Genomic DNA, 15377 nt, shown 5'->3' on the forward strand with positions numbered 1-15377 from the left:
AGGAGAAAACTTGTTCGTCGTCTTGCTTGTCATAGACCCTACTTCTCACGAGTTGGGGTCTCCGGCAAACTCGGGGCGGTTCAATCCTTGCGGGTCCCAATGCTGCGACTTTCATGCACTCGATAGCGTATGCCGGGATATTTAGAAGCACTCCAAGGACGGGCCATCGTGTCGCTCTCAGAAATTGTCCATTGCTGGTCCATCATTTTGGAGGAGAGAGGCTGAGTGTCAAGGAAAGGTGAGGAGAGGATAGGTTTCAAGAAATCAGCCGATTTCAATCGTCTCACGCCGCTCGGGAAAAACGCAAAGATGTTGGGAAAGATTCGGAAATAGTCTCATAACCTGAAGGCCGCAGGTTCAAATCCTGCCCCCGCAACCAAACAAAAAAGCCCCGGTCATAAACCGGGGCTTTTGCTATTGGCGCGAATAGGCGCTAGGGGCGGCACTGTGGCTGGTTTGGTTCAACCGCCGAAGGCCTAAGCCTGCATTCCGTGCCTAACAGCGAAAACCGTGACGTCGAGGTGATCGGCGGCTTTACGGAAATTACGGAATTGAACGATCAGCACCAAAATCGACAGGTCCGGCAAATGATGTCGGTTCAGCGCCATCGCGCGGCCCTAGCCTGCGTCGACCGTTAGGCGGGCCGCGCTCGCCCTTGCCCAGAGCTGCGTTTCCACCCGCTCGATCCGGGCGTGCGGCTTGTCGCGCCCGGTCATCAGGCCGATCAGCAGATCGGCTGCGACCGCGCCCAAGGTGCGGCGGGGCTGATAGACGGTGGTGAGGGTCGGTTCGCAAAAATCGGCGTAATCGATTCCGTCGAAGCCAATAACGGAAATATTCTCCGGCACAGCGAGGCCGAGACCGCGCGCGGCCTTAATGAAGCCGATCGCCATTTCGTCATTGGCGGCGAAAAGCGCCGTGGGACGATTTGCGCTGGGAAGGGCCGCGAGCGCCTTCGCCGCCTTAATTCCGGCCTGGAAGGTAAAATCGCCCTCGACAATCCAGGCTGGATCGGTCGGCCCGGCGGCGGCCATCGCCTCGGCATATCCTTCTGCCCGCGCCCGGTCGAGAATATTGGCGCGCGGGCCGGAGAGATAGGCGATCCGCCGATGCCCAAGGCCGATCAGATGCTCAATAGCAGCGCGCGCCGCCGCGCGATTATCCACCTCAACTTGCGGGAAATCAGCCCCTGGGATGATTTCGCAGGCGGCAACAATGGGGAGCGGGGAATCGGTCAACTTGCGTCCGCCGCCGGCAAGCATATGCCCACAGAGCAACAGCACCCCATCGACCTGCCCGGCGAGGGCGAGGTTAACGTAGCGCGCCTCTTGGTCCGGGCGCTGACCAAGATTGGCGATGATCAGCCCGTAATTTGCCGCCGCCAGCGCTTCGTCGATACCCCGCAGAACATCGGCGAAAAAGGGGTTCGAAATATCGGGCACGACGACCAATACCATCATCGATTTGCGCGCCCGCAGGTTTCGGGCGGCGATATTTGGCGTATAGCCGATCTCGCGCACGGCGGCCAGGACACGCTCCCGCGTCGTCTCTGAAACGACCTCCGGCGTTGCGAGGGCGCGGCTGACGGTGGCGACGGAAACCCCGGCGAGACGGGCGACATCGGCAATTTTGGCGGGCGGCGGCGGGGGACGGCGGGGAGAACGCATTACCTCATCTTAACCGCCCCGGACGGCGCTTGCAAAATTTTCAGAACATGTTAGGCTTAATGTAATCGATTACATAGGCCAATAACGGCCCATTTTCGGAGGAAAAAATCATGAAGCACGCAGGGTTTGCGGCGGTATCGGCTGTCTTATTGGCAGCGGCACCCCCGGCTTTCGCACAAGAAATGAAGGCGGAGGTCATCCATTGGTGGACCTCGGCGGGTGAATCGGCGGCTGTCAGGGTCTTTGCCGACCAATTCGCCAAGGCAGGCGGCACCTGGGTCGATAGTGCCGTGGCCGGTGGGGCCAATGCCCGTACCGCCGCCATCAACCGCACCGTTGGCGGCAATCCGCCCACCGCGATGCAGTTCAATACCGGTAAGCAGTTCGACGATCTTGTCGAAAATAATCTGCTGGCCGATGTTGAAGGGCCTGCGGCGGACGGCAATTGGAAAGCCGTCATTCCGGAGGCCATTCTCAATGCCACGACCCGCCGGGGCAAAATGTATGCTGTGCCGGTGAATATCCACGGGCAAAATTGGGTTTGGTACAATAAAGCCGTGTTGGAAAAAATCGGCGGCACCGAGCCCAAGAGCTGGGACGAAGCCATCGTTCTGCTCGAGAAGGCGAAAGCCGCGGGGTTCATCCCGCTCGCTTTCTCCGGGCAAAAGACCTGGGAGCGTGGGCTGTTCAACGCGGTTCTGCTTGATAAAGGCGGCCCGGCCGTCTGGAACGAGTTTTTCGGCAAGCGCAGCCAGGCGGCGGCGCGCAGCCCGCAGTTCCGCGCCGCAGCGGAAACCTATGCAAAACTGCGCTCCTACGTCGATCCCGGTGCGCCGGGCCGCAATTGGCAGGACGCGACGACCTTCGTGATCCAGGGCAAGGCTTTGATGCAGCTCATGGGCGATTGGGCTAAGGGCGAGTTCATCGCCGCCAATCAGACCGCCGGGAAGGAATATGGCTGTACGCTGTTCGGCAGCCGGGGCGGCGGGTATGTGATGGGCGGCGACGTTATCGCCTTCCCGAAACCGAAAGATGCGGCGCAAGCAAAAGCCCAGGCGACCCTGGCGAAGGTGCTACTGGCCCCCGATACCCAAATCATGTTTGCCCAGAAGAAGGGCTCGATCCCCGTGCGTCTCGATGTCGATGGCTCGTCCCTTGATGTTTGCGCCCAGCGGGCGATGAAAGTCATCGGCGATAAGTCGCAACAGGTGCCTGCCGTCGAATTGCTGTCGTCGCCCGCGATGACCGGCGCGCTGGAGGATGTTTATTCCCAGTTCTGGAATACGCCGAACGCCAGCGTCGATCAGTTCATCGAAAAAATCGTGGGCGTGCTGAAGCAAGAGCTTTAGCCCCTTCGGCAGCGCGGCGGCACTTCCGCCGCGCTGCTTTTCTTTCCTAAAATATCTATTCCTTTCGCTGCGCCGACGCGCAGAAGGGGAAGGGTTGCGCCATGAAACCCAAACGATCCCGGCTTTCCACCGGGGCGGGGGCGATTTCCGCCCTCATCCCGGCCTTCCTGGTGCTGATCGTCGTCTATATCGGTTCGACCGGCTGGACGATTTGGATTAGCTTCACCAATTCCCGCATGCTGCCGAACAATAATTTTGTCGGCCTGCGCCAATACGAGCAGCTTTTTGCGAACGACCGCTGGCTGACCTCGATCCATAATCTCGTGATTTTCGGCGCGTTGTTTCTCATTCTGGCGCTCGCGCTGGGGTTCCTGCTCGCGGTCGCCATCGATCAGCGCGTTCGCAACGAGAATCTGTTCCGCTCGGTCTTTCTCTATCCCTATTCCATGTCCTTCGTCGTCACCGGCCTCGTCTGGCAATGGCTGCTGAACCCGAGCCACGGGATTCAGAAGCTGGTGCGCGGCTGGGGATTTCCCGATTTCGCCTTCGATTGGATCGTGCGGCAGGACACGGTGATCTTCTGCCTCGTGTTCGCCGCCGTCTGGCACGCCGCCGGGCTGGTAATGGCGATCATGCTGGCGGGGCTGCGCGGTATCGATGAGGATATCTGGAAGGCTGCAAAGGTGGATGGTCTGCCGCCCTGGCGGGTCTATATCTCCATCGTCATTCCGATGCTGACGGCGAGTTTCGCCACGGCGACGGTCTTGCTCTCGACCAGCGTTGTGCGGCTCTACGATCTGTCGGTCGCCATGACCAATGGCGGGCCGGGCGTCGCCTCCGAAGTTCCGGCGAAATTCGTTATGGATCATCTGTTCGAGCGCGCCAATGCCGGGCTTGCCACGGCGGCCGCCACCTCGATGCTGCTCACCGTCATCGCCGTCGTCGCGCCGTACCTATACTGGCGTAGCCGCAAGGGAGGCCGCGCATGACCACTCTGCCGACATATAAGGGCCGCACGCCCAACGGTCGCAAACCGAAGCGTACCACGCCTGCCCGCTGGGGGATCTATGCGTTCCTCATCATAACGGCGCTGTTCTTCGCCTTACCGCTCTATGTGATGATCGTCACCTCCTTGAAGCCGATGACGGAAATTCGCCTCGGGAATATTCTGGCGCTCCCCGATGCGTGGACGGTGGAGGCCTGGGTAAAAGCCTGGTTTTCCGCCTGCACGGGCCTCAATTGCAACGGCATCAGCGTCGGTTTCTTCAATTCGGTGAAGATTCTCATCCCCTCGGTTTTCGTGTCGATCCTGGTCGGCTCGCTCACCGGCTACGCCCTGTCCTTCTGGCGGGTGCGGGGGGCGAATATTCTGTTCGGGGCGATGATGATCGTGGCTTTCATCCCCTATCAGATTTTCCTGTATCCGCTGGTCCGCGTATTTTCCTTCATCGGGCTCGGTCAATCGCTGCTGACGATCATCATCGTTCACACGATCTTCGGCCTACCGACGATGACGCTGCTGTTCCGCAATTACTTCTGCGCGCTGCCGCCGGAACTCTATAAGGCGGCACGGGTGGACGGCGCGGGTTTCTACCAGATTTACGGGCGGATCATGATGCCGATGGCGATTCCGATGATCGTCGTCGCCGTCATTCTCCAGGTCACGGGCATCTGGAACGACTTCATCCTCGGACTGGTCTTCTCTGGGCGGGACAACCTGCCGATGACCGTCCAACTCAACAATATCGTCAATAGCACCCAGGGCGAGCGCACCTACAACGTCGATATGGCGGCCACGATGCTGACGGCGCTGCTGCCGCTGGTCATCTATTTCGCCTCGGGGCGCTGGTTCTTGCGCGGCATCGCCGCAGGCGCAGTGAAGGGTTAGGCCAATGGGCGCAACAGCAAATGTGGACCTTAAGGATATCTGCATCCGTTTTGGCAGTATCCGGGTTCTCGAAAACCTCAATCTCACGATTGCGCCGGGGGAGTTCCTGGTGCTGCTCGGCCCCTCCGGCTGCGGCAAATCCACCCTGCTCAATGCTATCGCCGGGCTGCTCGATATCGCCGAAGGCGAAATCCATATCGGCGGGCGCAATGTAACCTGGGACGAGCCCAAGGATCGCGGCATCGCCATGGTCTTCCAAAGCTATGCGCTCTACCCGCGCATGAGTGTTCGTAAGAACATGTCCTTCGGGCTCGAAGTGGCGGGGCTACCGAAGGCGGAGATTGCCGAGCGGGTGGCCGTGGCTGCCCAGATGCTGCGCCTGACCGAGCTGCTCGACCGCCGCCCGGCAGAGCTTTCCGGCGGCCAGCGCCAGCGCGTCGCCATCGGCCGGGCGTTGGTGCGGCAAGCGGGGGTCTATCTCTTCGATGAGCCGCTCTCGAACCTCGACGCCCAGTTGCGCGCCGAATTGCGCGTGGAAATCAAGCGCCTGCACGCCCGGCTGGGGGCGACGATGATTTACGTCACCCACGACCAGATCGAGGCTTTGACCCTGGCCGACCGCATCGCCGTGATGCAGGGCGGGGTGATCCAGCAGCTTGATACGCCGATGAAGGTTTACCGCGAGCCGGTCAACCGCTTCGTCGCGGCCTTCGTCGGCTCCCCAGCGATGAATTTTCTGCCGGGACGGGTCGCGGCGGATGATGTTTTCCACTTCGCCGAGGCGGGCGTCTCTCCCCTTGCGGGCTATCGGTGGCGGAGCTCCGATTTCACCGGCGCTGCCACGCTCGGCATCCGGCCCGAACATATTCTCTATGGCGTCGAGGCCGGACCTTCGGCCCTGACCGCCAAGGTCGAACTGGTGGAGCCGATGGGCGCGGATACACTCGTCTGGTGCCGCTTGCCCAACGGTGCGCCGCTGGCCCTGCGCCATGCCGCCGAGGCCGATCTGAAACCGGGCGACCCGCTACCGGTCGCCTTTCCTGCCGATACGATTTCCCTGTTCGACGATGTGACGGGCGCGCGTCTCTGACCGCACCCCAATGAGGAGACTTGCTGTGGCTATGATCGATTCTTTCTCGTTTCAGCTCTATTCCGCCCGCTCGCTCACACCGCTTTCGGCCCAGTTCGATCTGCTGGCCGGGCTCGGCTATAAGCTGGTCGAACCCTATAGCGGGCTGTTCGGCGATATTCCCGAACTCAAGCGCCTGCTGGCCCAACACGGGATGCGCGCCCCATCGGCCCACGTCGGGCTCGACCGGCTGCGCACCGATGCCAAGGGGGCGGCGCTACTTTGCCGTGATCTCGGCGTCGACCTGCTCATCGCGCCCGCGCCGCCGCCGGGTGAGCGCGAGGGGGGCGAAGAGCAATGGCGCTCCATTGGCCGTGAACTGAAAACCATCGGCGCGGTGGTGACGGGCGAAGGGCTGAAATTTGCTTGGCACAATCACCATTGGGAATATGGCAAGACCGCCGATGGCACGACTTTCCTCGACTGTCTGTTCCAAGAAGCGCCGGACATGCTGTGGGAAGCCGATCTCGCCTGGATCGTGCGCGGCAACGGCGATCCGGTGGCGGAAATCCAGAAACACGCCCATCGCCTCGCCGCCGTCCATATCAAAGATATTGCACCCGCGGGTGAATGCCTGGACGAAGATGGTTGGGCCGATCCCGGCCATAGGGTGATGAACTGGGACGCGATCCGCCCGGCGCTCGCCGCCGCTGGGGTCAAGCTGTTCGTGGCCGAGCACGATAAACCCTCCGATGTGGCGCGTTTTGCCCGCCGGGCGCGCGACACCGTCGCGTCTTGGTCGTAAGGGAGGATCGCATGAGCACGCTCGGCGTCGGCATTATCGGTTGCGGTAATATCTCAACCATCTATCACCAGAACATGACCTCCTTCCACGGGCTGAAGCTGATTGCCTGCGCCGATATGCGGGCGGAGGCGGCGGAAGCTCAGGCCAAGGCTTTTGGCATTGAGGCGCTCAGCATCGAGGCGCTGCTAGCGCGGCCTGATATTCAGATCGTCGTCAATCTGACCACGCCGAACGCCCATTTCCCCGTCAGTCTGGCGGCGCTGAAAGCGGGTAAACACGTCTTCGGGGAAAAGCCGATCACGGTCGAAGCCACCGAGGCGGCGATTCTGGTGGCGGAGGCGGAAAAACGCGGCCTCAAGATCGGCTGCGCGCCCGATACTTTCTTGGGCGGTGGCGGGCAGACGGCGCGGGAGCTGGTCGATTCGGGTGCCGTCGGCACCATCCTATCCGGCACCTGTCATCTGATGTCGCACGGCATGGAGCATTGGCACCCAGACCCGACGTTCTTCTTCAAGCCGGGCGGCGGGCCGATCCTCGATATGGCCCCCTATTATCTCGCCGCGCTGATTAATCTGATCGGGCCGGTAGAAAGCGTGCAGGCGCGCGCGTCCACGGGCTTTGCCGAGCGGATCGTGACGGCGGCGGGGCCAATGACCGGCAAGGCGATTAAAGTCGAAACGCCGACGACGGTGATGGCGCTGCTGCATTTCGCCAGCGGGGCCGACATTCAGTTCACGATGAGCTGGGACGTGTGGAAGCACAGCCATCCGGCCATTGAGCTTTACGGTACCAAGGGGTCGTTGCGCGTGCCCGATCCGAATTTCTTCGGCGGCACGGTGGAATATACCGAAGCTAGCGGCGACTGGATCGCGGTGGATACCGAGACGCGCGCTTTCGGGCGGGCGAATTGGCGCTCGCCAAACTGGGCACCGACGCAACCGTCGCGGGCAAATTACCGCTGCCTCGGGATTGCCGAACTGGCAAGTTCGGTGCTGCACGGCACGCCGCAGCGCGCGTCCGGGGCGCTTGCGTCTCACGCGCTCGAAGCGATGCAGGCGATGCTGACGGCGGCGCAAACGGGCGAGACCCTGCGCCTAACCTCCCGCATCGACCGGCCCGCGCCCCTCACGCCCGCCGAGGCCGCCGCCCTTTGGGCTGGCCCGGCTTTTTAAGGAAACTCCCATGGCAAGTCTCATCAAAGGCCCCGGCATTTTCCTGGCCCAATTCGCGGGCGATGCTGCGCCGTTCAACTCTTGGGAAGCGATCACCCGCTGGGCCGGGTCGCTCGGCTATAAGGGCGTGCAGGTGCCGACCTGGGACAAGCGCCAGTTCGACCTCGAAACCGCCGCCGTCTCCGATACCTATTGTCAGCAAATCCTGGGAATCGCCGAAGCCAATGGCGTCACGATCACCGAACTTTCCACCCATCTGCAAGGCCAGCTCGTCGCCGTGCATCCGGCCTATGACGAGGCTTTCGACGGGTTCGCGCCGGAAGCCCTGCGCGGTAAACCCGCCGAACGCCAGCGCTGGGCGGTGGAGCAAGTGCGGTTCGCGGCGCAGGCCTCGCGCCGGTTGGGGCTCAATTCCAGCGTCTCCTTCACAGGGGCGCTGGCTTGGCCCTACCTCTATCCCTGGCCGCAACGGCCCGCCGGACTGATCGAAACCGCTTTTGGGGAATTGGCCAAACGGTGGCGGCCGATTCTCGATTTCTATGACGAGCTGGGGGTCGATCTCTGCTACGAAATCCACCCCGGCGAAGATATTTTCGACGGCGCGAGCTTCGAGATGTTCCTGGAGGCGGTCGGCGAGCATCCGCGCGTTATGATTAATTACGATCCGTCGCATTTCATGCTGATGCAGCTCGACTACCTCGCCTTCATCGACATTTATCACGATCGCATCGGCGCGTTTCATGTGAAGGACGCCGAGTTTAACCCGACTGGACGGCAGGGCGTTTATTCCGGTTATCAATCCTGGGTCAACCGCGCCGGGCGTTTCCGCTCGCTCGGCGACGGGCAGGTGGATTTCACCGGCATCTTCTCCAAACTCGCCGCCTATGGTTACGATCGCTGGGCGGTGCTGGAGTGGGAATGCTGCCTGAAGCACCCGGAAGTGGGCGCGGCAGAAGGCGCGCCGTTCATCGATAAGCATATCATCCGCGTCACGGAGAAAGCTTTCGACGATTTCGCCGGGGGCAAGACTGATCCGGCGCAGATCCGGCGGATGTTGGGGATCGGTTAAAGTCTGTCAGGGGCTTTGCCCCCAACACCCCCAGCCAAGGGGCTTGCCCCTTGGCAATCCCATTACCTGGAGCCCGATTTTCTTATATTTCTCATTAAGAAAAAAGGAATCGCGGATTCTCAAGGGGCCGTCGCCCCTTGAGTGGGGTGCGGGGCAAAGCCCCGCTCTGAACAAAACGCAGGAGAACGCGCATGGTTTCGGCACGGGCAGACAGCGCCATTCGGCCCTTACGGTTGGGAATGGTCGGCGGCGGCGAGGGGGCCTTCATCGGGGCGGTGCATCGCATGGCAGCGCGGCTTGATGGGCAGTTCGAGCTTGTCGCCGGGGCGTTATCGTCGACGCCGGAAAAAGCCCTGCGTTCGGCGGCGGCGCTGGGGCTCGATCCCGCGCGCAGCTATCCGGATTTCATGGCGATGGCGAAGCGCGAGGCGCGGCTGAAGGAGGGGATTGAGGCGGTGGCCATCGTCACCCCCAATCACCAGCATGTTCCGGCGGCGCTTGCCTTTCTGAAAGCGGGTGTCGCGGTGATCTGCGACAAGCCGCTGGCAAGCACGCTGAAAGACGCCCGGCGGTTGCAGCGGGCGGCGGAGGCGGCGGGGACGATCTTCTGTGTTACCTATAATTACTCCGGCTATCCGATGGTCCGGCAGGCGCGGGCGATGGTGGCGGAAGGGCTTTTGGGCGATCTGCGCGTCGTGCAGGTCGAATATCCCCAAGATTGGCTGACCGAACCGCTGGAAGCCACCGGCCAGAAACAGGCCGATTGGCGCACCGATCCGGCCCGGGCCGGGGCGGGGGGCTGTATCGGCGATATCGGCACCCACGCCTATCAACTCACTGAATTCGTCACTGGGCTTGAGGTGCGCGAGCTTGCGGCTGATCTCAGCCATTTCGTGCCGGGGCGGCGGGTGGATGATAACGCGCAGATTCTACTGCGCTTCAATACTGGTGCGCGCGGGATGATGTGGGCGAGCCAAGTCGCGCCGGGGAACGAGAACGGCCTCAAGCTGCGCGTTTACGGCTGCAAGGGCGGGCTCGAATGGCGGCAGGAGCATCCCAATCACCTGACCTGGACCCCCTTCGGCGAGGCCCCGCGCACCCTAACGCGGGGCGGCGCGGGAATCTCGCCCGCAGCGGCGCGCGTTACCCGCGTTCCAAGCGGCCATCCGGAGGGCTATCTTGAAGCCTTCGCAACGCTCTATACGGAAGTCGCGCGGGCGATCCGGGCGCGGGCGGCGGGAGAAGCTTGCCCAGCCGACGTGATCTTCCCGACCTTGACCGACGGCGTGCGCGGCATGGCCTTCATCGAAGCGGCGGTGCGGTCGTCGCAGGGTAATGCGCGTTGGGTAAAACTGCCGGGGGCTTAGTGAACCCGCTGATACCCGGTGCAATGGTCATTCCCCGGCAAGGGGAAGCTGGAACCAGTCGTTTAGACGGCGGGCGAGACCCGCAGGGGGGGCCGTTTCCGTCACCGCGCCCGCGCCAATCGCGGTGGCGGGCATGCCAGGGCGCGCTTTTGCGGGAAGGGCCTCGGTCTGATCTGGTCCCCGGTCGGGACGCTCGGGGATAGGACGCGCGGCGCGCTGGTTGCGCAAGGCGCTATCGAGGCACGCGGCAAGGGCCGAGGGATCGACGGCGCTGCTCCCGGTGCCCGTGGCGAGGTGCGTTAGCCGGTCGCGCGGAAGGCTCGCGAGCGCGGGAAGCGGGGCACCATCGCCCAGGATAATCACCTGCGCGCCGGGATGCTGATCCAGCAGCGCCCGCACATCCGAAGCTTTCAGGCACAGCGCCTGCTCCACGATGAAGAGCGTGGCATGGGCAAGCCGGGCGGCGTCGGCCAGGGTGGCCCCGTCCCCGACGATCTCGATGCCGACCTTACGTCGCAGTAATTGCCGCAGCACCAGCCGCAGAAACTCGGTTTGGATGATCAGCCCGGCACGGATGGCCATTAGTCGGCGTCTCCTGCGGGCCAATGGAGAATCTGCGGGTGCGCATCGGTCATCGGCACGAAGACATCGGTGTAGCGCAACCGTTCGGCGGGGCCGAGTAGCAGGACAGTGCCGGGCTTAGCGGCAGCGAGAAGGGTTGCCTCGGCGTGGCGGCGGCTGTCGTCGCTAAAATAGATCGGCGTATTGCGGCACGAGATGAGATCGGCGGTCAGCGGCGGGGCGAGCGGATGTATGAGGTTATGGGTTTGGAACGTCACCATCGCCCGAATGTCCGGCACGATGCGCCAGCATTCCGGCGTATCCGCTTGCCTGTCGAAAAAACGCCACGCGGCCTCCGGCAACGCGCGGAAACTGTTCAAACTGGGCTTGCGGTAATATTTCCCGGCAACGGCCTCGGCGACCGACTCGGGGCTGAGGTCGCTCGCGAAAATCTTACCGGTGCAGCCGCTTTCGCGCAGCAGAAATGCCAGCGTATAGGTTTCCTCCCCCGTGGCGCAGCCCGCGCACCAGAGTTGCAAAGGCTTTCCGCCTGCCTGCCGACGCAGCCCCGGCAAAACATCGCGCGCCATAACGCTGAGTTGATCCATGTGCCGGTAAAAGAAGGTTTCATGCACCAGCATGGCTTCAACCAGGCGCTGCCACACTGGGTCGCTTTCCGGCGTGGTGTGCAGATGATCGGCCAAAACTTGGCGCTCCAACGGGGAGCGGTCGGCGAAGAAGGCCGACAGCCGGTCGTACTGCAAGCGCGGGCTTAGGCCGTAGCGCGCCTCGATAAGCGCCGCCACGCTCACCAAGGCAGCATCCCCGCCGGTCATCCCCGTGCGCTTACTTCGTTTTGAACAGATCGACTTGTTTGCGTTGATCGTCCGCCAGTTGCGAGAGTTGGATCATGGTTGCGGTGATTTCCTCCGCTGCTACGGCATTACCCGAGGCGATGCCGCGCAACTCGGTTACATTGCCTTCGATATCGGTGATCTGTTGGGCGTTCTGGGCGGCGCTTTCGGCGAGTTTACCCACTTCCTGCGCCACGACGACGAAGCCCTTAACGTGTTCACCGGCGCGCGCGGCTTCAATGGCGGCGTTCAGCGGCAGAATATGCGTGCGGTTGGCGATCCCGGCGATCACATGCGTGATCTGGCTGATCTTGCGGCTGTTCTGAGCGATCTTTTCGACAATGCGCGACAGTTCTTCGGCCGAACCGCGCCCGCGCTCCACCAGATTGGCGGCGAGAACGCCCTTATCGTTGGCCACATTGGCGCTGGTGGAGACCATGCGGATTGCCTTTGCCGATTCGGCCAGCGACTGGGTGACTTGCCCCACGGCATTATTTTGCACGCGCGCCCCGCCGGATACTTGGCCAACAGCGGCGCTGGCTTCGGCGACGGCAACGGAAACCTGCCGCGTCTTCAGGCCGATATCACGCAGGGTATTATTGCTGCCTCCGACCAATTGATTGATCTGCGCGCCGATATTGCGCAAGAAGCCGGTTTTATCCGCGAGGTTCACGCGCACGGTCAAATCGTTTTGCGCGGCCTGGGCGATGACGTCGCCGATTTCGATAGTCACGGCTTCGGCGGTTATGGCCACTTTAATTTTTTCGGCATTTTCGCGGAAAACCAGCAAGGCCTTGCCCATCGCCCCCAACTCGTCGCTGCGCTCGGCTTCGGGCAGATCGAAACTGCCGTCGCCGCTGGAGAGTTTCGTGATTTTTGCGGTGAGTTGTTTGATCGGGGCGACGACTCCGCGCAGCACGATCAAGAGCGCGAGAAGAATAATAACGAAACTCACGGCTCCGAGCGCGATTACAGTGCTCCGAATTGTCTCATTCGTTGCCGCCACCTGTTTTGTCACCGCGTCTTGGCGGCGGCTTGCAGTTGATCTGCCGCTTCATTCATCGCGTTCAAGGCGGGCAGCAGGGCGGCGCGGGCATTGGCGGCCCAATAGGCGGTTGCGCCGTCGAAATCCTAGGCAAGCTTCAGGTCGACGGTCGGTTTAACTGATTTCTCCATGGACGCGAAGGCTTGCGTAACCTTCTCCAGCGCTGCAATCTGGTTCGGGGCCAGCACGGCCAATTCGTCCCGGCGCGGCGCGATCAGGGCGAGCGTGCTGCGCAGCCGGTCGGCGCTGGCGGTGAAATCCGCAGGCTCCCGTTGGAGCAGCATCAAATTCGCCACCCGGCCGCTTTCGGACAGAACCGCAGAAAGATCTTTCGAAATAAATCTTGCGCGCAACTGGGTTTTCACCAGCCTTTCAAAGGATTTGTTCGTCTCGGTCAGTTCGGTGACGAGAACAAAGGTAGAGCCGATCAAAACCGCGATCAGCAGACCGATGGGAAACAGAAGTTTCTCTCTGATCTTAATCGAACGAAACATAGGATGTCTCCAAAAAGCTGGCGGGCAGTGCGGTCGGGGCAGTAAAGAAAGGCGGCGGGTTACTCATGATAGGTCCAAACCCCCGCCCAAGTCTTTGGCGGGGCGGCTAACAGGGTTCGGCAGCGCTCCTGAATCAGGAGGCTCGGGCGATCGTCGGGGGCAAGGCTCAGCGCCTGTTCCAGAAGGGTAAGGGCGCTTGCCCAGTTGCCCGCGCTATAGGCCTGAAACCCCTGGGCATAGGCATCGAAGAGATCGCGATTAATCGGTGTGTCAGCGCTGAAGACCTGGTGCAGCGCCGTTTCCGCCGATTGGCCCTTCACCTGAACCTTATCGATGAGGCGGGCGACGATGGGGCGCTCCAGGCGGGCCAGCGTTTGACCACAAATCATAAACGCCGCGCCATAATGCTTGGTCAGCGATTCGATGCGCGCGGCAAGGTTCACCGCATCGCCAATCACGGTGTAATTCGAGCGCGTCGGCGATCCGATACTGCCCGCAATCACTTGGCCCGTACTAATGCCGATACCGATTTTGATCGCCCGGTGCCCGCGCCGCTGCCGGTCCTTATTCAGCACCTCCAGCGCCGCCAGCATGGCGAGCCCGGCTTGCACCGCCCGGTCATGGTCCTGCCCCCGCCGGGCGGGAACGCCGAACAGCGCCATAATGGCATCACCAATGTATTTATCGATAACGCCGCCATTCTGCTTAATCACATCTTCCATGAACGAGAAATATTCGTTCAAGGTTTCGACGATCCCCGCCGCACCCTGTTCTTCCGACAAGGTGATGAAGCTGCGGACATCAGAAAAGAGAGTCGAGGTTTGTTGCAGCGTTCCGCCCAGATTGAGCGATTGCCCCGCGAGGATTTGCGTCGCAACCGTATCCGATAGCGTGCGCGACAGAATGGTTTTTAGTTCTTTTTCCCGCGTCGCATCTTCCAGCAATACCAGAACCTGGGTATCCACCACTTCGAAATCGGGATCGCCTTCCACCAACTCGCGCACGAGGCGGCGCATGATGAAACTATCATCGACGATCAGAATGCGCTTTTTGGTAAGATCGTTCATGCCGTCACCCCTTGCTGAAATGGCGACGCGATAGCCCCGGTGAGCGCGCGCAGGAACTGCCGCCGCGCCGGAATATCGCCAAGCTGCGGTTTGAAATTCGGCCGCAGGCGCAGCAGAAAGCCGCCGCTGCCGTCATAAACCAACCGATCAAACATGCGCTGAAACCCCAAGGGCGCGCGCGGGAGCGGCAGAAATTCGGCCTCAAACCCGCCGCGCAAACCTTCGACCCCATCGACCGCCAAAATCGCGCACACCGGCCCGTCCGGCTGACGCCAGAAAATATGCACCTGCGGCCCAGCCTCATCGGTGCCATCCGTCGCGGGATCGATCCCGCCGATATTCTCGCCGGGAAGTAAAATGCGGTAGGGACCGCAACGAACGTGGAGATACCGGAACTCCATCGCGTCACTCCGCCGCCTGGGACAGCACGCGCATGCCCGGCACGATGGCCCGGCGCGCAAGATCCTTCAGCCCTTCGGGATCGACCATCAGCACGATCCGGTCGGTGCCCAGGGTCGAGACGCCGCCGATGCCGGGAAGCTGGGCGATGCGCGGGTGGGTTTCGCGGATCAGCATTTCGTGACGGCGCAGAATCCGCGTGACCTCCACCCCATAGCGGAAGCGCCCGGAGGAGACGATGATAACCGCCAAATCGCCATCTTCCGCCCGGTCGGCCCTAGTGGGGATCTGCAAAAGATCCGTTAGCCCAAAGAGCGGCAAGAAGCGGTCGTGTCGCAAAATGGCGCGCTGGCCGTTGACGTATTGAATGGCATCGCGCGGCACGGTGGCGGCTTCCACCACCATGCGTTCGGGGAAAGCCACCGTTTGCACCGAGGTTTCGGCGAGCAGAACGGTCTGCATCGCCGCCGACAGCTGCATATCGAGCCGGAAGATCGTGCCTTGCCCCAGCACCGTGCGCACATCGATGCGCCCGCCGAGGCGCGAGATATTGATTAGCGCCACATCCATG

At 62.0% G+C, this 15377-nt stretch carries 17 protein-coding genes; 8 read left to right on the forward strand and 9 right to left on the reverse strand.

The genetic code is table 11. From position 1 onward, the window contains the following. Positions 1–476 precede the first annotated feature (476 nt). The gene (locus ACIQ36_RS11020; RefSeq protein WP_395829137.1) at positions 477–608 is read right to left on the reverse strand and encodes a hypothetical protein; all 132 of its coding nucleotides are present in this window, start codon (positions 606–608) and stop codon (positions 477–479) included. A 9-nt stretch (positions 609–617) separates the two neighbouring features. Next, a complete protein-coding gene (locus ACIQ36_RS11025; protein WP_395829139.1) occupies positions 618–1667 on the reverse strand; it encodes a LacI family DNA-binding transcriptional regulator in 1050 nt (349 codons plus the stop codon). Between the two features lie 110 nt (positions 1668–1777). Between ACIQ36_RS11025 and ACIQ36_RS11030 the strand changes: the two genes are divergently transcribed. The 8 genes from ACIQ36_RS11030 (at position 1778) to ACIQ36_RS11065 (ending at position 10386) form a co-directional block, all read left to right on the forward strand. Beyond that, positions 1778–3016, forward strand: a complete 1239-nt coding sequence (locus ACIQ36_RS11030; protein ID WP_395829141.1) for an ABC transporter substrate-binding protein — start codon at positions 1778–1780, stop codon at positions 3014–3016. Between the two features lie 101 nt (positions 3017–3117). Continuing rightward, complete coding sequence (locus ACIQ36_RS11035) at positions 3118–4005, forward strand: carbohydrate ABC transporter permease (RefSeq protein ID WP_395829143.1); 888 nt, start codon at positions 3118–3120, stop codon at positions 4003–4005. Further along, positions 4002–4904 carry a carbohydrate ABC transporter permease gene (locus ACIQ36_RS11040; protein WP_395829145.1) on the forward strand — a complete coding sequence of 301 codons (903 nt, stop codon included), beginning with the start codon at positions 4002–4004 and terminating at the stop codon, positions 4902–4904. Before ACIQ36_RS11035 ends, ACIQ36_RS11040 begins: the two co-directional genes overlap by 4 nt. 4 nt (positions 4905–4908) lie before the next feature. Beyond that, on the forward strand, positions 4909–5994 hold the full coding sequence (locus ACIQ36_RS11045) for an ABC transporter ATP-binding protein (protein ID WP_395829147.1): 1086 nt from the start codon (positions 4909–4911) through the stop codon (positions 5992–5994). Between the two features lie 31 nt (positions 5995–6025). Next, positions 6026–6778, forward strand: coding sequence for a sugar phosphate isomerase/epimerase family protein (locus ACIQ36_RS11050; protein ID WP_395829169.1), 753 nt, complete (start codon positions 6026–6028; stop codon positions 6776–6778). Between the two features lie 11 nt (positions 6779–6789). Beyond that, positions 6790–7950 carry a Gfo/Idh/MocA family protein gene (locus ACIQ36_RS11055; protein ID WP_395829149.1) on the forward strand — a complete coding sequence of 387 codons (1161 nt, stop codon included), beginning with the start codon at positions 6790–6792 and terminating at the stop codon, positions 7948–7950. 10 nt (positions 7951–7960) lie between these two features. Continuing rightward, positions 7961–9019, forward strand: a complete 1059-nt coding sequence (locus ACIQ36_RS11060; protein WP_395829151.1) for a sugar phosphate isomerase/epimerase family protein — start codon at positions 7961–7963, stop codon at positions 9017–9019. Between the two features lie 191 nt (positions 9020–9210). Beyond that, entirely contained in the window at positions 9211–10386 is a 1176-nt protein-coding gene (locus tag ACIQ36_RS11065) for a Gfo/Idh/MocA family protein (RefSeq protein WP_395829153.1), read from the forward strand. A gap of 27 nt (positions 10387–10413) precedes the next feature. Here the strand turns inward: ACIQ36_RS11065 and ACIQ36_RS11070 are convergent, their stop codons facing one another. The 7 genes from ACIQ36_RS11070 to ACIQ36_RS11100 form a co-directional block, all read right to left on the reverse strand. Next, on the reverse strand, positions 10414–10968 hold the full coding sequence (locus ACIQ36_RS11070; RefSeq protein ID WP_395829155.1) for a hypothetical protein: 555 nt from the start codon (positions 10966–10968) through the stop codon (positions 10414–10416). Next, a complete protein-coding gene (locus tag ACIQ36_RS11075) occupies positions 10968–11783 on the reverse strand; it encodes a CheR family methyltransferase (RefSeq protein WP_395829157.1) in 816 nt (271 codons plus the stop codon). The genes ACIQ36_RS11070 and ACIQ36_RS11075 overlap by 1 nt, the downstream gene beginning before the upstream one ends. Positions 11784–11793: 10 nt before the next feature. Beyond that, positions 11794–12756 carry a methyl-accepting chemotaxis protein gene (locus tag ACIQ36_RS11080; protein ID WP_395829159.1) on the reverse strand — a complete coding sequence of 321 codons (963 nt, stop codon included), beginning with the start codon at positions 12754–12756 and terminating at the stop codon, positions 11794–11796. A gap of 176 nt (positions 12757–12932) precedes the next feature. After that, complete coding sequence (locus tag ACIQ36_RS11085; RefSeq protein ID WP_395829161.1) at positions 12933–13340, reverse strand: hypothetical protein; 408 nt, start codon at positions 13338–13340, stop codon at positions 12933–12935. 59 nt (positions 13341–13399) lie between these two features. Further along, positions 13400–14407 carry an adenylate/guanylate cyclase domain-containing protein gene (locus ACIQ36_RS11090; protein WP_395829163.1) on the reverse strand — a complete coding sequence of 336 codons (1008 nt, stop codon included), beginning with the start codon at positions 14405–14407 and terminating at the stop codon, positions 13400–13402. Further along, positions 14404–14808, reverse strand: a complete 405-nt coding sequence (locus ACIQ36_RS11095; protein ID WP_395829165.1) for a hypothetical protein — start codon at positions 14806–14808, stop codon at positions 14404–14406. The genes ACIQ36_RS11090 and ACIQ36_RS11095 overlap by 4 nt, the downstream gene beginning before the upstream one ends. A 4-nt stretch (positions 14809–14812) precedes the next feature. Next, positions 14813–15377: chemotaxis protein CheW (locus ACIQ36_RS11100; protein ID WP_395829167.1), on the reverse strand; the 565-nt coding region annotated here is incomplete at its 5' end.

Source organism: Elstera sp., assembly GCF_044372965.1.
Taxonomy (GTDB): Bacteria; Pseudomonadota; Alphaproteobacteria; order Elsterales; family Elsteraceae; genus Elstera.

Excerpts from the sequence above, each read along its gene's own strand:
- ACIQ36_RS11060 (WP_395829151.1), top strand. The coding sequence starts at position 7,961 with ATGGCAAGTCTCATCAAAGGCCCCGGCATTTTCCTGGCCCAATTCGCG.
- ACIQ36_RS11090 (WP_395829163.1), bottom strand. The coding sequence starts at position 14,407 with ATGAACGATCTTACCAAAAAGCGCATTCTGATCGTCGATGATAGTTTC.
- ACIQ36_RS11025 (WP_395829139.1), bottom strand. The coding sequence starts at position 1,667 with ATGCGTTCTCCCCGCCGTCCCCCGCCGCCGCCCGCCAAAATTGCCGAT.
- ACIQ36_RS11095 (WP_395829165.1), bottom strand. The coding sequence starts at position 14,808 with ATGGAGTTCCGGTATCTCCACGTTCGTTGCGGTCCCTACCGCATTTTA.
- ACIQ36_RS11070 (WP_395829155.1), bottom strand. The coding sequence starts at position 10,968 with ATGGCCATCCGTGCCGGGCTGATCATCCAAACCGAGTTTCTGCGGCTG.
- ACIQ36_RS11085 (WP_395829161.1), bottom strand. The coding sequence starts at position 13,340 with ATGTTTCGTTCGATTAAGATCAGAGAGAAACTTCTGTTTCCCATCGGT.
- ACIQ36_RS11030 (WP_395829141.1), top strand. The coding sequence starts at position 1,778 with ATGAAGCACGCAGGGTTTGCGGCGGTATCGGCTGTCTTATTGGCAGCG.
- ACIQ36_RS11020 (WP_395829137.1), bottom strand. The coding sequence starts at position 608 with ATGGCGCTGAACCGACATCATTTGCCGGACCTGTCGATTTTGGTGCTG.
- ACIQ36_RS11075 (WP_395829157.1), bottom strand. The coding sequence starts at position 11,783 with ATGACCGGCGGGGATGCTGCCTTGGTGAGCGTGGCGGCGCTTATCGAG.
- ACIQ36_RS11055 (WP_395829149.1), top strand. The coding sequence starts at position 6,790 with ATGAGCACGCTCGGCGTCGGCATTATCGGTTGCGGTAATATCTCAACC.
- ACIQ36_RS11050 (WP_395829169.1), top strand. The coding sequence starts at position 6,026 with ATGATCGATTCTTTCTCGTTTCAGCTCTATTCCGCCCGCTCGCTCACA.
- ACIQ36_RS11035 (WP_395829143.1), top strand. The coding sequence starts at position 3,118 with ATGAAACCCAAACGATCCCGGCTTTCCACCGGGGCGGGGGCGATTTCC.
- ACIQ36_RS11040 (WP_395829145.1), top strand. The coding sequence starts at position 4,002 with ATGACCACTCTGCCGACATATAAGGGCCGCACGCCCAACGGTCGCAAA.
- ACIQ36_RS11065 (WP_395829153.1), top strand. The coding sequence starts at position 9,211 with ATGGTTTCGGCACGGGCAGACAGCGCCATTCGGCCCTTACGGTTGGGA.
- ACIQ36_RS11045 (WP_395829147.1), top strand. The coding sequence starts at position 4,909 with ATGGGCGCAACAGCAAATGTGGACCTTAAGGATATCTGCATCCGTTTT.